Here is a 16,073-nt window from a genome sequence, read left to right as displayed (position 1 = left end):
TAACCCTGAAGATTACGTTCACTACATAAAAGCATTGATCAAAACTCCGCTAATTACAGCAAATATCCACACATAGAGGATGTAAATCGTGAAATTTTTTGCACCAAGGATAATTTTAACCGCACCCAGATTGGTTATCTTTGTAGCAGGACCGGTTATCATAAATGCAGCCGCAGCCCCCATGCTCATCCCACTCTGGAGCCATTCCATCAGAAGGGGTATTGTTCCTCCACCACATACATAGAGCGGAACTCCGATGGTAGCCGCAAGGAGAACACCAAATCCTCTCTGATCTCCAAATATATTAGCGATAAACTCCGGTGGAACGTATTGTTGAAATAATGCTGACAAAATGATACCAAGGAGAAAATATCCTCCTGTTGCTCTTACATTTCTCCAGACATTTTTCAGGTACCGCAGAAACAGATTTGGATCTATGTCACGACATACCGGATCTCCAAAACCGGTAAAATTAAAGAAACCTTTATTCTTGTATGCTATTCTAACCCCAATTCCTGCAATAACACCGCAAAGGAGACAACTGAAAAAACGTATGCTAAACGCTGTGTTGCCAAGGGCCAGGGTATAAATCAGTAATTGAGGATTTAACAAGATGGAACTCATCATAAACGCTGCAAGCCAGTCATCCTTAATCCCCTTCTGTGAAAAAGAGGCAGCAATTGGAATTGTTCCATACATACACAGAGGTGAAGCAATTCCCAGCAGGCTGGCAAGAACAAGGCTTAAGACTCCACAATTTTTCTTTTGCATTGCCACGGAAAATGTGTGAATCCAGCGTTGACCAAACACAGATATTGCTGATCCAATAAGGATGCCCAGGACCCAGTAAATGGCTATCTGGTCGAGTTGGGTGTTGAAATAAAACTGGAAATAGATGAGTTCCCTTTGTAAAGGGTCATCCATCCACTGACACCAGGTTATATTGCTGACTGCCTACTCCAAGTTTTTCTGCATCATCGAGAACAAGAGTTCCGTTTCGTGCTTCTATCCTCTCGATTAAATGCTTCTTACCCTCATCAGGAGATGCATAAATTTGGTCAACACTGGCTTTGTCGAGGGCTACCGGATCGAGTGAGGCAAGAATGCCGATATCTGCCAGTTCAGCTTTATGTGCACGGCCGTCACAATCACAATCTACAGAGAGATTGTTCAATACATTGATGTAGACAATTTTGTCACCTTTATCATCAGCAACGGCTTTGGTGTACTCAGCCACATTTTCAAGGAATTCAGGTTGAGGAGTAATAAAGGCATCCGCGAGTGTCTCAGCTCCATGAACCTTTCCCTTCCCCTTCACTGAAGCAAGTCCAATCGCAAGATTCTTGAATGTTCCACCAAATCCCGCGATTGCATGACCTTTAAAGTGCGCAATTGAGATAATAAAGTCATAATTCTTGTAATGTGATCCAAGTATTGCCTCTTTTTGTTGAATTCCTCCATTTATTGGAAGACTGATCTCTCCGTCAGTATCCAGGATATCAACTGGGGCATAGGTAAAACCATGATCCTTTGCAACCTGCAGGTGCATTGGGGTATTGTTTCTTGCCCCTCCATAGAAGGTATTGGAGTCAACAAATGTGCCATTTACTGAAAGAACCAGATCTTTGATGAGATCAGGAGAAAGATAATTTGTGTTTCCAAGTTCTCCCATATGCAGTTTAATCGCAACTTTTCCTGTTGCTTCACGCCCAAGTGCCTTGTATACAGACATCAACCCCTCCGGAGTGATATTTTTAGTCATATAGACTGTTGGCACATCTTGAGCATTCCCACCTGATAGTTGAGAATCAGGTTCTGAAACTTCTCCAATGAAGGACAAATTAGTTGTTGATTGCTGATCCTGGATAATCCCCTCATCTTCAGCACCAAGGCTTCCATATACACAACATGTAAGAAAGAAGAGAGAAACCAGAAGAATATGTAATTTTTTTCGCATTGTTCGTCACTTCCATAATCTTTTAATAATCAGAGTCATCGTTTTCATACACCCAATATCGCGAATTACAGTCACAATCTGATAATGATATCAAAAAATCACAGATTTAGTGTTGGTTCTTCGTTACCCTGGGTAATAGAAGAACAATGATGTGTTTTTAGATATCGCAATATATTGTAAAAAATGTAAATTCATAAAGGAAAATGGAACATTCATGTTCCATACGAACAAGGATGTAACTAAATGTTATTATACAAACATACTACATAACTGGAAAAAACAGAGTTATTGTACGATATAATCAGGATCATCCAGACAAATAGGGATATTTTTACCAAGCAAATAATTAAACTTCGGATTTCATGAAAAAACTATCAAACTCCCGATGATTGATAAAAATATCGATAATTTAAGGTAAATCAAATTATTCGCAAATATATGTTAAAATTCCAGTAAACGCACTACAATATTCTTCATAACCCCACATTGTTTAAACAATTATCAACCGACATATTTGATCCAAATTCCATTTAAAACGGTTGTTTCAAGAAAGAAATCTGATATAGAAAGCAGTTGATAGCATTGGGGGCTATTCGTATCATATGAATCATTCAACTGGTGGAAATAGCAGGAAAAAAACTGATAAAAAATATCTCACCGGTGTTGAGGCAACCCTTGATCTAATAGGAGGAAAATGGAACGGATTGATGATTTATGTTATTGGAGACCGGAAAATTCGCTCCTCCACGATATTAGAAGAGGGAGACCATATCATCAGTCAAAGGATGTTAACGAGGGTTCTTCGAGATCTTGAAAAGAACGGGATTGTTCATCGGGAAGTGTTTGCAGAGATACCACCTCATGTGGAATATTCTCTTACAGACCTTGGAAAATCATTAATGCCTGTTTTGGATGTACTTTGCCTTTGGGGATCCAGACACATGCCTGATGATATTGAGGTAGTATGTAGCGAAGATGAAGAATGTGAAAAATGTAATGAGTAACTCCCTGGCTTCATCTGCCAATGTCTCTACAGTATTATCCTTTTCTGGTATCCAAATGAAAGCACCCCAATTATCAGCAGCGAATTAATGGGGATACAATTTTTGAAGGCAATTAACCACAGAACACACAAAATCGGCTTACATCTCCATTGTTTCGAAAAGGTACTGAAGTTTGAGATCTACTTAAGAATACAGGATCAAAAAAGCGTCAAAAATCGCTTAATTTTAAATTCAATAGGATAATTACTCATTAGTCACACACATGTTTGTATGTGCTATTCATGTTCGAACCCACTATATATGCAATTATGTCGCATACATATATTTGTCTTATATTGAAATTTTTTATTACAAAATACTGAGGTAAATCATGTTATACAGAAATAACCCAAAGACTGGCGATAATCTTTCAATTCTTGGATTTGGATGTATGCGACTTCCTGTAAAAGAAGATGGCTCAATAGATGAAGACCGGGCAAAGAAACAGGTACGATATGCCATTGATCAGGGAGTAAATTACGTTGATACTGCCTGGCCCTACCACATGGGAGAGAGTGAACCCTTTTTAGCTCATGCCCTTGCGGACGGGTATAGGGAGAAAGTAAAAATTGCAACGAAACTCCCATCATGGCTCATCAATACCAGGGAAGATATGGAGAAGTTTCTCAATGCTCAACTAGAAAAACTTCAGACTAACCAGATCGATTATTACCTTGCTCATTACCTTGTAGGTGATCTCTGGGATACCCTTGTAAAACTTGGTATTCAGGATTTCTTTGATACAGCCAAAGCAGATGGAAGAATAAAATATGCAGGTTTTTCGTTCCATGGCGATGGAAAAGATTTCAACCGGATTGTGGATGGGTATGATTGGGACTTCTGTCAAATCCAATACAATTACCTGGATGAGAAAAACCAGGCTGGAACAGCAGGTTTAAAATACGCTGCTTCAAAAGGTCTTGCTGTTATGATTATGGAGCCTCTGAGAGGGGGAAACTTAACAAATCCCGTACCGCCTGTAATCAAAGAAATATGGGAGAGTTCTCCGATTAAGAGAACTCCTGCAGAGTGGGCTTTTCGCTGGATATGGAACCATCCTGAGGTCACTGTCGTTCTCTCAGGGATGAACGAAGAATCACATATTGAAGAGAATATACGGATAGCAAATGAAGCATACCCGAACTCCCTGACTGAAACTGAATTGCAGGTAATTTCAAAAGTAGAAACGAAATTCCACGAATTATTGAAAGTTAACTGTACCGGGTGCCGGTATTGTATGCCCTGTCCAGCTGGCGTAAATATTCCACTCTGCTTTGAAATCTATAATAACAAGTATTTAAACGGAAATGCTGACGAAGCAAAATTCTATTATGCAGTTCGTTTGAGTGGAGCAATAACAGCAGGCGAACCTGAGTTTGCATCTCAGTGCATACAATGTGAGCAATGCCTAGAGAAGTGTCCACAACATATCGAGATTCCAGGCATTCTTGAATCAGTAGAAGAAGAGCTTGGTGGGTCTGATCTTGAGGAACGAATTGCTATTGCACGGGAGATGTTCAAGAAGTCATAAAATCATCATCCTTAAATCGCGACATTAGTACCAGTTTTTTAAACATTTCCCACATTTTCGTAAATATCTTCAATGTGGCTCATTGCTACAACATTTAGATAGAGAGGTAACATAATGGACCCTAAAAAAGCTACAATTCTCATCGCATATTTTTCACGTAGCGGTAATAACTATGTCAATGGGCAGATTGTTAACCTGATCAAGGGTAACACAGAAGTAATCGCAGATATGATTCGAGATATAACCAAAGCAGATCTTTTTTATATTCTATCAGCTGCAGCATATCCTTCGGATTATATGGAAACTACTGAGATTGCGAAGAGAGAGTTGCATGACAATGCCAGACCAAAACTGACCGATTCGCTGTCAACCGCAGCACCGTATGATATCATCTTTCTTGGATATCCCAATTGGTGGGGAACTATGCCAATGCCGGTCTGTACCTTCCTGGAGAGTTGTGATTTCTCAGGAAAGACCATTGTGCCATTCTGTACTCACGAAGGAAGCGGTCTTGGAAGAAGTGTTTCAGATATAAAAAAAATATGCCCGGAATCAATTGTTTTGGATGGCATAGCCATTCGGGGCGGTGAAGTGACAAATGCCCAGGATACTGTCATCAAATTCGTTCGAAAGATTGGGATAGTATTGTAATTTATTAAACCATTTAATTTTTTTAACTTGATAATAGTCGTATATAATCAGTCTGATCCTGATGAAATTATTCCTCTTCGTTACAATGAAACTCAACGATATCACTCAAGTGCTCATCGCCCCAGACACAGAGGTCCTCAAGAATTGGTATGAGGGTTTTTCCTTTTGCAGTAAGTGAATACTCAACTTTGGGTGGAACCTCAGGGTACACTTTTCTAATTACGAGATCGTCCCGTTCTAGCTCCCGAATTTCTTTGGTAAGCGCCCGTTGGGATATTTTAGGCTTGATTCGTTCCAATAGTTCACTTGTTCGTAATGTCTCTTCCATTAAGGCATACAGAATCAAAGGTTTCCATTTTCCACCGATGACATCTATTGCAGCAATGATTCCCCAACTGTATTTCACTTTTCTCTGCTTTTTAGCCATTAGTTTCATCCTTGTGTGTATGTAACATACATGTTTGAACTTTCTATTAAAGTAATACATTCCATATATGTGCTATAACGTATTCAAATGATACGTTTTGGTTAATCCGAAAAAACTTATTTCTGTTTGAGAGTACCACGATGCAAAATTCTTTCCAGGACAAAGGCCGTTCCCACAAAATAGCAGTTCTTGTGATCATTCTGGTAAGTTACCTAATGATCGTTCTTGATATTGCTGTCGCCATAACGGCTCTCCCAAAAATTCATTCAAGTCTTGGCTTTTCTGATACCGGACTTGCATGGGTACAAAATGCATATACTCTTGCATTTGGAGGGTTGCTATTGCTTGGTGCACGATCTGGTGATATCCTTGGGAGAAGAAGGATGTTCATTCTCGGAGTTGCCCTTTTTTCTGTTGCATCGTTCATCGTAGGTGTTGCTCCAAGTGCTTTCTGGCTGATTGCAGGCCGGGCATTACAGGGAACCGGTGCTGCGGTGTTGGCTCCTTCGACACTTGCACTCCTCTCTGATTATTTCCCGGAAGGTACAGAACGAACCCGTGCTGTCGCATATTATGGTGCCGTTGCCGGTATTGGTGCAAGTACAGGACTCATTTTAGGTGGAGTACTCACAAGTTGGCTTTCATGGAGAGTAGCTTTTTTCATCAATGTACCTATTGGAATCGCGTTGATCCTTGCAGCCATATCCTTCATTGTTGAAACACAGCGAACCCCAGGTCACTTTGATATCGCAGGTGCTTTGAGTTCAACACTCGGTATGACTGCACTCGTCTATGGAATCATCCACTCTGCAACAACCGGGTTTGATTATCCCCTTGCAATTGGAATAATCGTCATCGGAGTTTTGCTCCTTGCGTTCTTTGTTCTGAATGAGTGGAAGGCAAAACAACCGATAATGCCGCTCAGATTATTCTCAAGTCGGGAGCGTTCAGGCGCATATGGTGCACGATTTCTCTTTCTTGGAGCGATGATGGGGTTTTGGTTCTATATCACACTCTTTCTCCAGAATGTGTATGGATATACCCCTCTTGAGGCAGGTCTTGCGTTTTTGCCGATGACAATTGCGAATTTTATTGTCGCAATTGCAGTTCCAAAACTTACTGAACGGTACGGAAACGGACGCCTCCTCGCTGTAGGTCTGATTATTACTATGGTCGGTATGGCATGGCTCTCAAGGCTCTCTGTTGAGGTTCCATACCTGACTGCAATTGCACTCCCGATGGTTGTCATTGGTGCTGGTCAGGGTGCTACGCTCGGGCCACTTACAGCATCAGGAATTGCTGGTGTTACCAAAGAGGATGCAGGGGCAGCTTCAGGAGCGGTCAATGTTGCTCATCAGCTTGGTGGATCTCTTGGATTGAGTATTCTCGTTGTTGTGTTTGCAGCAGCAGGATCTCCAGGATTAGATGCACAGCATATCCTGGCCGAACGGATTTCTGCTTCACTTACCGTCGGTACTGTCATGCTGGCGTTTGCATTCGTTCTTGTGATGACATTAATTGTTCGATCACCTTCACTCTGTCAGAATCCGGAAATGTAAAGATGCACCTGAAAAAATGCGTTTCGAGAATTGTCTAAAACTAAAATTACCAGGAGAACCAGGATTATGAAAAAAAAATTGATCATACTCATTATGTTGATGAGCCTCTCCATGATTGCTTGGGGAGATGTAACCAGTGACCAGAATAGCCAGACGAATGATGTACAGAATCAGGAGCCTGATACATCCAATGGAGGGAGCAACCATATCCTTGTAGCATATTTTTCCCATTCCGGGAATACCCGCACGATAGCCAATCAGATCCATGATGTGGTCGGGGGAGATCTGTTTGAAATCAAGACGGTTGATCCGTATCCTACAGAATACCAGGCAGTAGTTGATGTTGCGAAGAAGGAACTGAGTGAAGGATACCGGCCAAAACTCGCTACCCATGTTGAAAATATTGATTCATATGATGTAATCTTCCTTGGATATCCAAACTGGTGGGGAACCATGCCCATGGCAGTTGAAACCTTTTTGACTGAGAATGACCTTTCTGGAAAAACAGTCATCCCCTTCTGTACTCATGAGGGAAGTCAACTCGGATCCAGTGTAACAGATATCAAAAATCTCTGTCCCAAAGCTACTCTACTTGACGGGCTTTCGATCAGGGGAAGTGAAGTGAATAATGCTCAAAATCAGGTCGCAGAGTGGATTGGCAAGTTAGGTATAACCAAGGCATAATCTCATTTTCTTAATCAGGTTTTTTTCGATATAATCTGGAATAAAGAACTCAGATGATGTCGATCTTTGTGATATATTTGGATTACACGAATAAGGAATATTTTCATGGAATGTGGAAAAGAAGTTCATGATAGATCTGTCTTCCCGGTAGGGGAACGGATAACAAATGAGAATTTTATAGGTCCAGTCTGGCTTGAAATACTGGTATCATCGGATACTATCTTCAACTGCCCCATCTACAATGTGACATTTGAACCAGGAACCCGCAATAACTGGCATAAACATCCCGGAGGCCAGATATTGCTTGTTACAAACGGGAATGGCTACTATCAGGAAGAAGGAAAACCTGTTCAAACCCTTAAAACTGGTGATGTCATCAGTATTCACCCTGATGTGAAACACTGGCATGGAGCAACACCTGACAGTTGGTTTACCCATCTTGCCATCAGCACAAACCCACAAAAGGGAGAGGCTCAATGGCTTGAACCTGTACCGGATGATGAATATCACAATGTACGATAATTTTTGGAGTGTACGTTAATAACAGCCTATTTTTCTCTAAAAATTTTAAAAAATTACATTTACAGGACTAAATGAGAACTATGAGTCAAAGTGTGTTAATCTTATCTGCAAGCCCCCGGAAGGGTGGAAATTCTGATCTGTTATGTGACCAGTTTATGAAGGGAGCAGTTGAATCAGGCAATCATGTTGAGAAGATCTCTGTTCAGGATAAGAAGATCAATTTCTGCATCGGATGTATGACCTGTCAGACAAACGGTGGAAAATGCGGTTTGAATGATGATATGGGCGAGATCCTGGAAAAAATGATCAAGGCTGATGTCCTTGTTATGGCAACCCCGATCTATTTCTATAACATGGATGCCCAGTTAAAAGTCCTGATTGATAGAACATGTTCGCGTTATCAGGAGATATCTAACAAAAAAGCATACCTGATAACCACCTGTGCAGATACCAGTGAAACTGCATCTGATGTTACTATTGGCGGATTCAGAGTATTTCTTGATTGTCTGAACAATGTGAAAGAGGCGGGTATCATCTCTGCAGTAGATGTAACCTATGTGGGAGATATCAAAGATAAACCAGAGATGAACCTGGCGTATCAGATGGGGAAAAGTGTGTAATCTCCATCTCATCATTTTTAATTTAGCCAAAAATTAGGATAAAGTATTCTGCAATACCATCTGACCTATTTTCGTTCATATGAGGCAGAATAACTCGCCTTCATCAGTGTCTCATCATTCAATAATTTAGGCATTGTTGCCTGGAATACTTTAGTTCTCTCTTTTGGGGTTGTATTGACGTGTATAATAGAGGTTACACGATAAACGGATTTATTTCCATAGATCTTTTCTAATGATGTACCTGTTGCATTGATCTGTGAGACTGAATACGGTACAACCGTAATATCAGACAAATTCATGTTTCCTTTGGATGGATCAAGCATTGAGGATAAGATATAGTTTATCCGTTGTTTACTTTGGTTTTCTGCAGCCTCAATTGTATAATCGGTGGTATTCACTGTGATATTAAGATTCAATGGAGCAGATTCATTCGCAGAAAATCCTGGGAAGAACGTACCTTTTTGTCCGTGTGATGGCATATAGTCGGCGCTAATCGGTGATGAGAAACCAATCATTACAAACAGTAGTCCTAACCACAAGGAAAGGCAAGGGAATCGATAATTAACGCCATTTTTGTGAAGCCATACTGATATCACATTCATGTATACACTACCCTGTATGCAAAGAAAATGTTTCTTCTATCATACAAATATCGTTGAAATTTTTTGAATGTTTCAAAAAAATGGGTGTTTTAAATCAAACACGTAACCCGGATGTGTATCCGAATGACTTCTGGAAATTCTTTATTCCACCTGTTACTGATGAGGAATCTTTCCATGTGTTTGTTGCAGATGTCTTGTTCCAGTTCTCTCCGGTTGTGTCTCTCGCCTCCATAATACTGCCAGCAAAGACGGTCTTCACGGTTCCTTCTGCAAACTTTGATCCAGAATTTGAATCAGGGGTGACCGCTATCTGGTAGTTTAGAGCAGCAGGAACATCAGCACTTGAGGCTACAGCCCTTACTCCTCCTCTTGTAGATATCTGTGCACTGTTTACATTGATCAGACTACTCTTGGCAGTCACGATATTACAGAACGATGGCAAATCTGCCCCGCTTCCCTGTGAGAAGACGCACCTGATTGCGTCATCTGAGCTTCCACTCCTTCCGGCAACGGAGAGCGTGTACTCTTCTTCACCAACAAGATGAGACCCGTCAATTCCATTATATGTCAGAACCTTCTGTGTCTCCAGATTGTTCATACCTGCAGATTTGTCTTTGGAATCGAAATCAACCTGCTTGTTCATCATGAGATGCCCGCCGTTCGTCATAGTTGAGTCATGATAACTGAGATCAGCTACAGACTGACCTGCTCCGAGCATTCCGGTGGGTATTGCACCTGGAGATGCAGTCACCCAGGAAAATTGTGTGCTATCTGAAACAAAACCGATGACATCTATGACAGTACTGATGGAGATCACCTGGTTTTCAGGAGTCTGGTTCGGCAACCAGTCCGCGAAAGCACCTCCTGAACTCAGGATCGCGGTGATCATTCCAATCCACAAAAGTTTACACATATTGCATTCCAGTTGTTCTGTCTCGATAAACAAACAACTCGAATACTTCGTTTAAAACAAGATAATTAGTTTCTTCTGAAAAAAGGGATGGATAAAAGGGTCCATAGCCATGGATCACCATTAATCTCTTCCCCTGATCCATTTCACAATCCCGGACATCCGACTCATATAATCCATGACCTCTCCGGCAAGGACCACCGGATCAACAGCGATCTCCCCATCCTCATGCCTGATCAGGGTAATCACCATACCTGCAAACTCTGTTGACTCCTCTGCAAGCAGACGATACTGTCGGTAGAGATGATACGCTGCGAGCCCGTTCATCACCGCAATCCCAACTGATACCCCGGCAGCCAGTTCAGTGATCATACTCTCCCTCCATACCTGAAGAAATCCTGCACGGAGAGGTTGCCCGAAACGAACCCCCGGGTCTTCAAAGACCTGTTCCCAGATCCGACTGATCCGAAAGCAAGCAGCCCGGACCCGTTCACCTGGGTCTCTCCCGAGAGATCTGTACCGATAGCACGGGAAGCATCATACTCTCCCTTTTGCAAAATCCCGGAAGTGTATACCGACGCCTCACCCAGAGATCGGTCACTTCCGGCATCAAGAAAAATGCAGCGATCCCTGATCTCAGGATTTCTCAATAGTGTTGATGCAAAATCTGATACAAGAACCGGTCCTGAACCAGATACCACCAGATCGTGCACGCCATCGTCACCTGATACCGTCCTGACCAGACGGGCAGCATCCACACCCATCACCCGCGATACAAACGACCCGTTCTGATCAGACCCTGATGTTGCAAGCATCGCCGACCCGTCGGTGCTTATCGAAGTTGCGAGATAATCAGCACCTGCAAGCCCTGCGAGAATAAGGCAAATGAGCCCGACAGCAACGCAATCTTTCTTCATACTCCCCCCGGATATAAACCCCAATGGTGCCCATTGGGGGCCCCATCAGGACTATTTAAAATGTTTTCATGCAAAAAGAGAGGTTCAGGCCAGGATGGCAACCGTATCAGCCCAGGCCTCAAGACCGGTCCGAATTGAATCAGCCTCATAACTGGAGATGGTGACACTGTCCCTCTTGAATGTCACCGAGTAGAGCTCCCCGTTGCTTGCATGAGCCTTAAGCGTGCAGCTGAACGAGTCCTCAGACGAGTCATGTGATGGCGTCACACCGGCCCCCATTCCGGTAGTGATTGCTGCAGTGCCAGTGATCTGGGTGACGGCGGTGTTCACCGCTGACATCGTCGGCCCACGGACCGGAATGCTCCCGACGGTCTTGGCCTCTGCATTCTCATACACGATGGTTGCCGCATACGCTTCTTTTGACTTTTCAACAGCAGGCTTTGCGACACCTGCGGACTCGTAGGCTGTGCATCCCCACGGATTGTTGTCCAGGACATCCTGGACAAGTGCATTGAATGCAGTATAGTCGGTAATTGGTGATGCAAGTTTGCGCACCGCTGACTTAACCACACTCTTCTGAGTGAAATCTCCCATATTTTCCCCCTTGTCGCCCGAATAGCGACTATAAGAGATGGGTAGTCCACACATATAGTTCTCCGGGCAGGGGTCCGGATCACGGCCATTACAGGACTTATTTTAGAAACTAACCCGTTTTAGAAGCATTACTGCATGCGAGAGAAGTATACAAAAAACCCCTGACAAACACAGTCATCAGCGCTATAATGAGAATAAAAACGGTTAACCGTACTTCCGCATGCTATTAACTCCCATAATAGTTACGTTTACTTTTCCGATTAATATCACAACATTTAGAAAGATGACAAGAATACGGTGTTTTCAATGCCCGGAGAATCAGAATCAACATGTGGAGCGGGCAGACAGGAGAAATAATGAATCAGAAGAGGAATTATGCAACGATATGAATCCCCGTTAGTTATTCATGCTTGCAGGCCGATTAACGCGGGGATTACTCATATTGCAACCGCCACTTTTTTAATAGTATCCATATTGAAGGTTGTAAAAGCAAGTTTCAGAAAAAGAACCGGACAGAGATTATCAGGACGCGGGGGCAGTAATGACTCCGGTTTATGAACGGCAAAGCCGCAGAACAGCAGAGTATGGAGCAAGGAACCTGCTCCGGAAACACGGATACAATGCTGTCAGGGTTACTGAACGTGATGGAGCCCTACCCTCTCTTTTCCATCTGATAGCCTGGAACAAGATGAAAAGGATCTTGTTTATCAGGATAGGCTCGCTTAAGATGAAGGAAACAACATTTCAGGATGAGATCAGGCTCCTCGTCTCCTCTGTCCAGACCGATGGATATCCTGGAGAAGTTCAGTTCTGGATAGGCTCAGACCACTGTTATCGTCGATACCTGATCCTTTCTGGCGGGGCAATCAGGTTAAAGGAGCCTCTCCCATGATTTTTCTACAGACACCGGTAATACGCGATGCCTATTTTGCCGGAATGAACCGCGAAAAATTCATTCATGGATGGAGCGATGACAGACTGTGATCGTGTCACAGAGGTCCTCAGTTCTCTGCAGTATCTCTTTGAGCCCGGGCAGGTTATTGAGATCAGGACCATTAGTGGCGATGGAATATCATCCGGATACTTTGATGATCTTGCAAAAGCTACAACAGAGATTCTTGAGCGGGAGAAGGATTTTCGTGTTTCAGGCATATATGCAACCCTGAACGAGGTAAATCCTGCCCTGCTTGCCAGACGGGCAAACAGGATCAAAGTGAGGCTTGAGAGAAAGGATGCATCAACAGCGGATGCAGATATCATCAGAAGACATTGGCTCCCCATTGACATCGACCCAGTGCGTCCATCAGGTGTCTCTTCTTCAGATGAGGAACACGAAACAGCCCTCTCACTTGCTAAAACTATCAGATCGTTCCTTGTCTCATGCGGATGGCCTGACCCGCTTATGGCTGATTCAGGCAATGGGGCACATCTTCTCTATCCGGTGGATCTTCCAAACGATGATGATAGTAGAAACCTCATCAGAAATGTCCTTGAGATCCTTGACATTAGGTTTTCACATGCACGATGCAAGGTAGACACTGCCAACTTCAATGCAGCACGGATATGGAAGGTATATGGGACAATATCCCGCAAAGGGGACAATCTGCAAGAGAGACCACACAGGAGATCGCGAATTCTCTTCGCACCACCTATTGAAAGAGTTCTTTCTGCTGATGACATAAGCCAATTTATCAGTACCTATCCGGTTCACTCATCAGAACCAGATGTGAGGCATAAAGGAAGAACCCGGACCTCTGAAGCTATTGCTGCAGTGAGTGAGCATGTTCTGGATCTTGCAAAGTGGCTCCGCAGATATGGTCTGACATATATTGCTAAGCCATACCAGAGTGGAACACTCTATGTTCTGGATTCATGTCCGTTTTCAACTGCTCATACTGACGGGGCATTTGCTATTCAGTTTGAAAATGGCGCCATCTTTGCTGGTTGTCATCATGACTCCTGTGGAGGTGGAACGCAGCGATGGCCTGAACTGAGGGCCAGATTTGAACCTGTGTATAAGGATCCGGAGAAATGGATTGCAAAAGTAAGATCTGATAGGATCAGGGCAAAGATCGATCCAGAGGTGATCAAGTATGCTAAAGGAGAACTTAAGGCTGACTCTGTGTTTTCCGGCCACGGTTATGCCAGAGAGGCTCCTGATCCCTTTGCGACCCAGTCATTTGAGATACTATCAACAGGTGATCCGCTGTCATTCCTGCTCGAAACCTTCGGCAGACAACATGAAGGTGACAGACAGGTTGCTCAATGCCTTATTCATTCACTTATTTCCCGGATTGTACTGAATAGCAAAGGTCTTCATGTATCAATTTCTGGTGAATCAGGGAAAGGGAAGTCACATGCAATGGATACCATGCGATCCCTGATCCCACCAGAGTTCAGGATAGAAGGGAGGGTGAGTGATAAAGCTCTCTTTTACATGGAAGATCTCAAAGCAGGAACCGTGATTACTCTTGACGATGTGGGTCTTTCAGACCAGATGCAGGAGATCCTCAAAGGAGTGACAACATCCTTTCAGAAGCCTTTTCCCTACCGGACCGTTAACAAGGACAGAAAACCACAGATCTGTATCATCCCTGAACGTTGCGTGTGGTGGCTTGCAAAAGTTGAAGGTGTCGGTGATGATCAGGTCTATAACCGGATGCTCACCTGCTGGATCGATGATACCGACGATCAGGACCACAAGGTACTTGATCGGACGCTCTCTAACGCAGGACAATTACCTGATTCTTCTGTTGAATCAAACAACGATATCAGTGTCTGTCAGGGGATGTGGGAAGACCTGCGTTCTGTATGGGTCGTTATCCCGTATGCCACGAATATCAGGTTTCAGTCTGCAGAGAACCGAAGAAACCCTGACATGCTTCTTGACCTGATACGCACCAATGCGGCCATTTTTCAGCATCAACGGGAAAAGAAGGTTTTAAACGATGTTGTCTGTATCGTTGCAACAATTGATGACTTTGATCAGGCAGCCAGGCTCTTTATGGGACTCAACGGGGAGGTAGGAGGACAGGCAAATAAGCTGACAAAACGTGAAGCAGTTCTTGTTTCAGCTCTTTCCCAGTTCAGCCACTCTGAAGTTACAGTTTCTCAACTTCAACGGGCTACCGGATGGACGAGTAGTCAGGTTTCCAAGTTACTTCATGGGTATACATCCAGAGGAAAACTGTATTCAGGTCTGCTTGAAAAATGCCCGGCTGTCTCATTTCTTGACCGTACGGTTTCCAAAGGGGATGAAGGGTACACAACCATGCGACGGACAACTGTGTACATGTGGGACCAGTACCTCTATGATGCCTGGGTAAAAGGTGGGAGTGTCTGGCTGGTTACCGATCCCGATAAAATGAGCGGATCTGATGACCCTGATGATCGTACCAGGGAGAATGATTCAGGCATCAAAACTGTCAAGCAGAAGGATGGAGGCAATACACAGGGTAACAGAGAGGATGGTCTGATATCCCGGGATCTCTGTATATCTGATGATTCTCTTCATTTGCCAGATAATGAGAGCGGATGTTCATTTGAGTCTATTAATCCATATGATTTCACACGAATTGCAGGGTTCCCGGAGTACCGTTCATGTTCAGTCTGTGGAAAAGGCCAGGTACATTACAAAAAGCGAAGGTCAGCAGTTCAGAATGCTAATTCGTCAGATGAGCATCAGGTTCTTTGTCTGACCTGCTATAACAGGGCTGTATCGCGAAGAATCGCCTCGATTGTTACAATTCCCGGCGTGATAAACCCGGATGCGATGATCCGCAGGGAGGTTTATATCGGCACTTGCGATATCTGTGGATTAAACCCTGCAACAATGTCAGATCCGGTTTCACGGACAAAAATCTGTGAATCATGTTATAACCGGGAGAAACTGAACGCAGATTCGACTGAATGTGCGTCAGATAGACAGGCTGGCCCTCCCTGAATGCGATAACGGGAGGAGAACGCGGGTGGGAAGTTACATACTTAAGGTGAACGATGCGGTTGCTTACTTCCAGGTGTCGAAAAAATGGGTGTCAGTTTCTGAAATGGCAGTAT

Annotated in this window: 17 protein-coding genes; 9 read left to right on the top strand and 8 right to left on the bottom strand. The window is 43.4% G+C overall.

The window, feature by feature from the left end; translation table 11 throughout:
- Positions 1-21: 21 nt before the first annotated feature.
- Both ACHZA2_RS10580 and ACHZA2_RS10575 read right to left on the bottom strand, forming a co-directional pair.
- Positions 22-924 (bottom strand): permease, encoded by a 903-nt coding sequence (locus tag ACHZA2_RS10580; protein WP_319579674.1) that lies wholly within the window; start codon positions 922-924, stop codon positions 22-24.
- Positions 917-1,957, bottom strand: a complete 1,041-nt coding sequence (locus tag ACHZA2_RS10575; RefSeq protein WP_319579673.1) for a DUF362 domain-containing protein — start codon at positions 1,955-1,957, stop codon at positions 917-919. Before ACHZA2_RS10575 ends, ACHZA2_RS10580 begins: the two co-directional genes overlap by 8 nt.
- Positions 1,958-2,559: 602 nt before the next feature.
- Here ACHZA2_RS10575 and ACHZA2_RS10570 point away from each other — a divergent pair.
- The 3 genes from ACHZA2_RS10570 (at position 2,560) to ACHZA2_RS10560 (ending at position 5,182) form a co-directional block, all read left to right on the top strand.
- Entirely contained in the window at positions 2,560-2,961 is a 402-nt protein-coding gene (locus ACHZA2_RS10570) for a helix-turn-helix domain-containing protein (protein WP_319579672.1), read from the top strand.
- A 370-nt stretch (positions 2,962-3,331) separates the two neighbouring features.
- Positions 3,332-4,531, top strand: a complete 1,200-nt coding sequence (locus tag ACHZA2_RS10565) for an aldo/keto reductase (RefSeq protein ID WP_319579671.1) — start codon at positions 3,332-3,334, stop codon at positions 4,529-4,531.
- A gap of 114 nt (positions 4,532-4,645) precedes the next feature.
- On the top strand, positions 4,646-5,182 hold the full coding sequence (locus tag ACHZA2_RS10560) for a flavodoxin (RefSeq protein WP_319579670.1): 537 nt from the start codon (positions 4,646-4,648) through the stop codon (positions 5,180-5,182).
- Between the two features lie 67 nt (positions 5,183-5,249).
- Here ACHZA2_RS10560 and ACHZA2_RS10555 read toward each other — a convergent pair whose 3' ends face one another.
- The gene (locus ACHZA2_RS10555) at positions 5,250-5,609 is read right to left on the bottom strand and encodes a helix-turn-helix domain-containing protein (protein WP_319579669.1); all 360 of its coding nucleotides are present in this window, start codon (positions 5,607-5,609) and stop codon (positions 5,250-5,252) included.
- A gap of 140 nt (positions 5,610-5,749) precedes the next feature.
- On the opposite strand from ACHZA2_RS10555, the gene ACHZA2_RS10550 reads away from it, so the two are divergent.
- The 4 genes from ACHZA2_RS10550 (at position 5,750) to ACHZA2_RS10535 (ending at position 8,994) form a co-directional block, all read left to right on the top strand.
- Positions 5,750-7,168: an MFS transporter gene (locus tag ACHZA2_RS10550; protein ID WP_319579668.1), complete on the top strand. Its 1,419-nt coding sequence runs from the start codon at positions 5,750-5,752 to the stop codon at positions 7,166-7,168.
- Between the two features lie 66 nt (positions 7,169-7,234).
- Entirely contained in the window at positions 7,235-7,852 is a 618-nt protein-coding gene (locus tag ACHZA2_RS10545) for a flavodoxin (protein ID WP_319579667.1), read from the top strand.
- Between the two features lie 105 nt (positions 7,853-7,957).
- On the top strand, positions 7,958-8,374 hold the full coding sequence (locus tag ACHZA2_RS10540) for a cupin domain-containing protein (RefSeq protein WP_319579666.1): 417 nt from the start codon (positions 7,958-7,960) through the stop codon (positions 8,372-8,374).
- 71 nt (positions 8,375-8,445) lie between these two features.
- Positions 8,446-8,994 carry an NAD(P)H-dependent oxidoreductase gene (locus tag ACHZA2_RS10535; protein WP_319579665.1) on the top strand — a complete coding sequence of 183 codons (549 nt, stop codon included), beginning with the start codon at positions 8,446-8,448 and terminating at the stop codon, positions 8,992-8,994.
- 65 nt (positions 8,995-9,059) lie between these two features.
- Here the strand turns inward: ACHZA2_RS10535 and ACHZA2_RS10530 are convergent, their stop codons facing one another.
- From ACHZA2_RS10530 to ACHZA2_RS10510, 5 genes are all read right to left on the bottom strand, one after another.
- Positions 9,060-9,473 (bottom strand): hypothetical protein, encoded by a 414-nt coding sequence (locus ACHZA2_RS10530; RefSeq protein WP_319579664.1) that lies wholly within the window; start codon positions 9,471-9,473, stop codon positions 9,060-9,062.
- Positions 9,474-9,690: 217 nt separating this feature from the next.
- Entirely contained in the window at positions 9,691-10,509 is an 819-nt protein-coding gene (locus tag ACHZA2_RS10525; protein ID WP_319579663.1) for a hypothetical protein, read from the bottom strand.
- A gap of 120 nt (positions 10,510-10,629) precedes the next feature.
- Entirely contained in the window at positions 10,630-10,878 is a 249-nt protein-coding gene (locus ACHZA2_RS10520) for a hypothetical protein (RefSeq protein WP_319579662.1), read from the bottom strand.
- Positions 10,875-11,423, bottom strand: a complete 549-nt coding sequence (locus tag ACHZA2_RS10515) for a hypothetical protein (protein WP_319579661.1) — start codon at positions 11,421-11,423, stop codon at positions 10,875-10,877. Before ACHZA2_RS10515 ends, ACHZA2_RS10520 begins: the two co-directional genes overlap by 4 nt.
- Before the next feature lie 84 nt (positions 11,424-11,507).
- Positions 11,508-12,017, bottom strand: coding sequence for a hypothetical protein (locus ACHZA2_RS10510; RefSeq protein WP_319579660.1), 510 nt, complete (start codon positions 12,015-12,017; stop codon positions 11,508-11,510).
- Between the two features lie 541 nt (positions 12,018-12,558).
- Here ACHZA2_RS10510 and ACHZA2_RS10505 point away from each other — a divergent pair.
- Both ACHZA2_RS10505 and ACHZA2_RS10500 read left to right on the top strand, forming a co-directional pair.
- Positions 12,559-12,909 carry a hypothetical protein gene (locus ACHZA2_RS10505; RefSeq protein ID WP_319579659.1) on the top strand — a complete coding sequence of 117 codons (351 nt, stop codon included), beginning with the start codon at positions 12,559-12,561 and terminating at the stop codon, positions 12,907-12,909.
- Positions 12,910-12,987: 78 nt separating this feature from the next.
- Complete coding sequence (locus tag ACHZA2_RS10500) at positions 12,988-15,960, top strand: hypothetical protein (RefSeq protein ID WP_319579658.1); 2,973 nt, start codon at positions 12,988-12,990, stop codon at positions 15,958-15,960.
- Positions 15,961-16,073 lie beyond the last annotated feature (113 nt).

Origin of the sequence: uncultured Methanospirillum sp. (genome assembly GCF_963668415.2) — an archaeon.
GTDB lineage: Archaea > Halobacteriota > Methanomicrobia > Methanomicrobiales > Methanospirillaceae > Methanospirillum.
The sequence above is the reverse complement of the archived record's forward strand: the minus strand, read 5'-3'. Positions and strand labels throughout refer to the sequence as shown.

Excerpts from the sequence above, each read along its gene's own strand:
- ACHZA2_RS10530 (WP_319579664.1), bottom strand. The coding sequence starts at position 9,473 with ATGCCATCACACGGACAAAAAGGTACGTTCTTCCCAGGATTTTCTGCG.
- ACHZA2_RS10575 (WP_319579673.1), bottom strand. The coding sequence starts at position 1,957 with ATGCGAAAAAAATTACATATTCTTCTGGTTTCTCTCTTCTTTCTTACA.
- ACHZA2_RS10510 (WP_319579660.1), bottom strand. The coding sequence starts at position 12,017 with ATGGGAGATTTCACTCAGAAGAGTGTGGTTAAGTCAGCGGTGCGCAAA.
- ACHZA2_RS10505 (WP_319579659.1), top strand. The coding sequence starts at position 12,559 with ATGACTCCGGTTTATGAACGGCAAAGCCGCAGAACAGCAGAGTATGGA.
- ACHZA2_RS10545 (WP_319579667.1), top strand. The coding sequence starts at position 7,235 with ATGAAAAAAAAATTGATCATACTCATTATGTTGATGAGCCTCTCCATG.
- ACHZA2_RS10565 (WP_319579671.1), top strand. The coding sequence starts at position 3,332 with ATGTTATACAGAAATAACCCAAAGACTGGCGATAATCTTTCAATTCTT.
- ACHZA2_RS10535 (WP_319579665.1), top strand. The coding sequence starts at position 8,446 with ATGAGAACTATGAGTCAAAGTGTGTTAATCTTATCTGCAAGCCCCCGG.
- ACHZA2_RS10515 (WP_319579661.1), bottom strand. The coding sequence starts at position 11,423 with ATGAAGAAAGATTGCGTTGCTGTCGGGCTCATTTGCCTTATTCTCGCA.
- ACHZA2_RS10500 (WP_319579658.1), top strand. The coding sequence starts at position 12,988 with ATGACAGACTGTGATCGTGTCACAGAGGTCCTCAGTTCTCTGCAGTAT.
- ACHZA2_RS10560 (WP_319579670.1), top strand. The coding sequence starts at position 4,646 with ATGGACCCTAAAAAAGCTACAATTCTCATCGCATATTTTTCACGTAGC.
- ACHZA2_RS10520 (WP_319579662.1), bottom strand. The coding sequence starts at position 10,878 with ATGATCACTGAACTGGCTGCCGGGGTATCAGTTGGGATTGCGGTGATG.
- ACHZA2_RS10555 (WP_319579669.1), bottom strand. The coding sequence starts at position 5,609 with ATGGCTAAAAAGCAGAGAAAAGTGAAATACAGTTGGGGAATCATTGCT.
- ACHZA2_RS10525 (WP_319579663.1), bottom strand. The coding sequence starts at position 10,509 with ATGTGTAAACTTTTGTGGATTGGAATGATCACCGCGATCCTGAGTTCA.
- ACHZA2_RS10570 (WP_319579672.1), top strand. The coding sequence starts at position 2,560 with ATGAATCATTCAACTGGTGGAAATAGCAGGAAAAAAACTGATAAAAAA.
- ACHZA2_RS10550 (WP_319579668.1), top strand. The coding sequence starts at position 5,750 with ATGCAAAATTCTTTCCAGGACAAAGGCCGTTCCCACAAAATAGCAGTT.
- ACHZA2_RS10540 (WP_319579666.1), top strand. The coding sequence starts at position 7,958 with ATGGAATGTGGAAAAGAAGTTCATGATAGATCTGTCTTCCCGGTAGGG.
- ACHZA2_RS10580 (WP_319579674.1), bottom strand. The coding sequence starts at position 924 with ATGGATGACCCTTTACAAAGGGAACTCATCTATTTCCAGTTTTATTTC.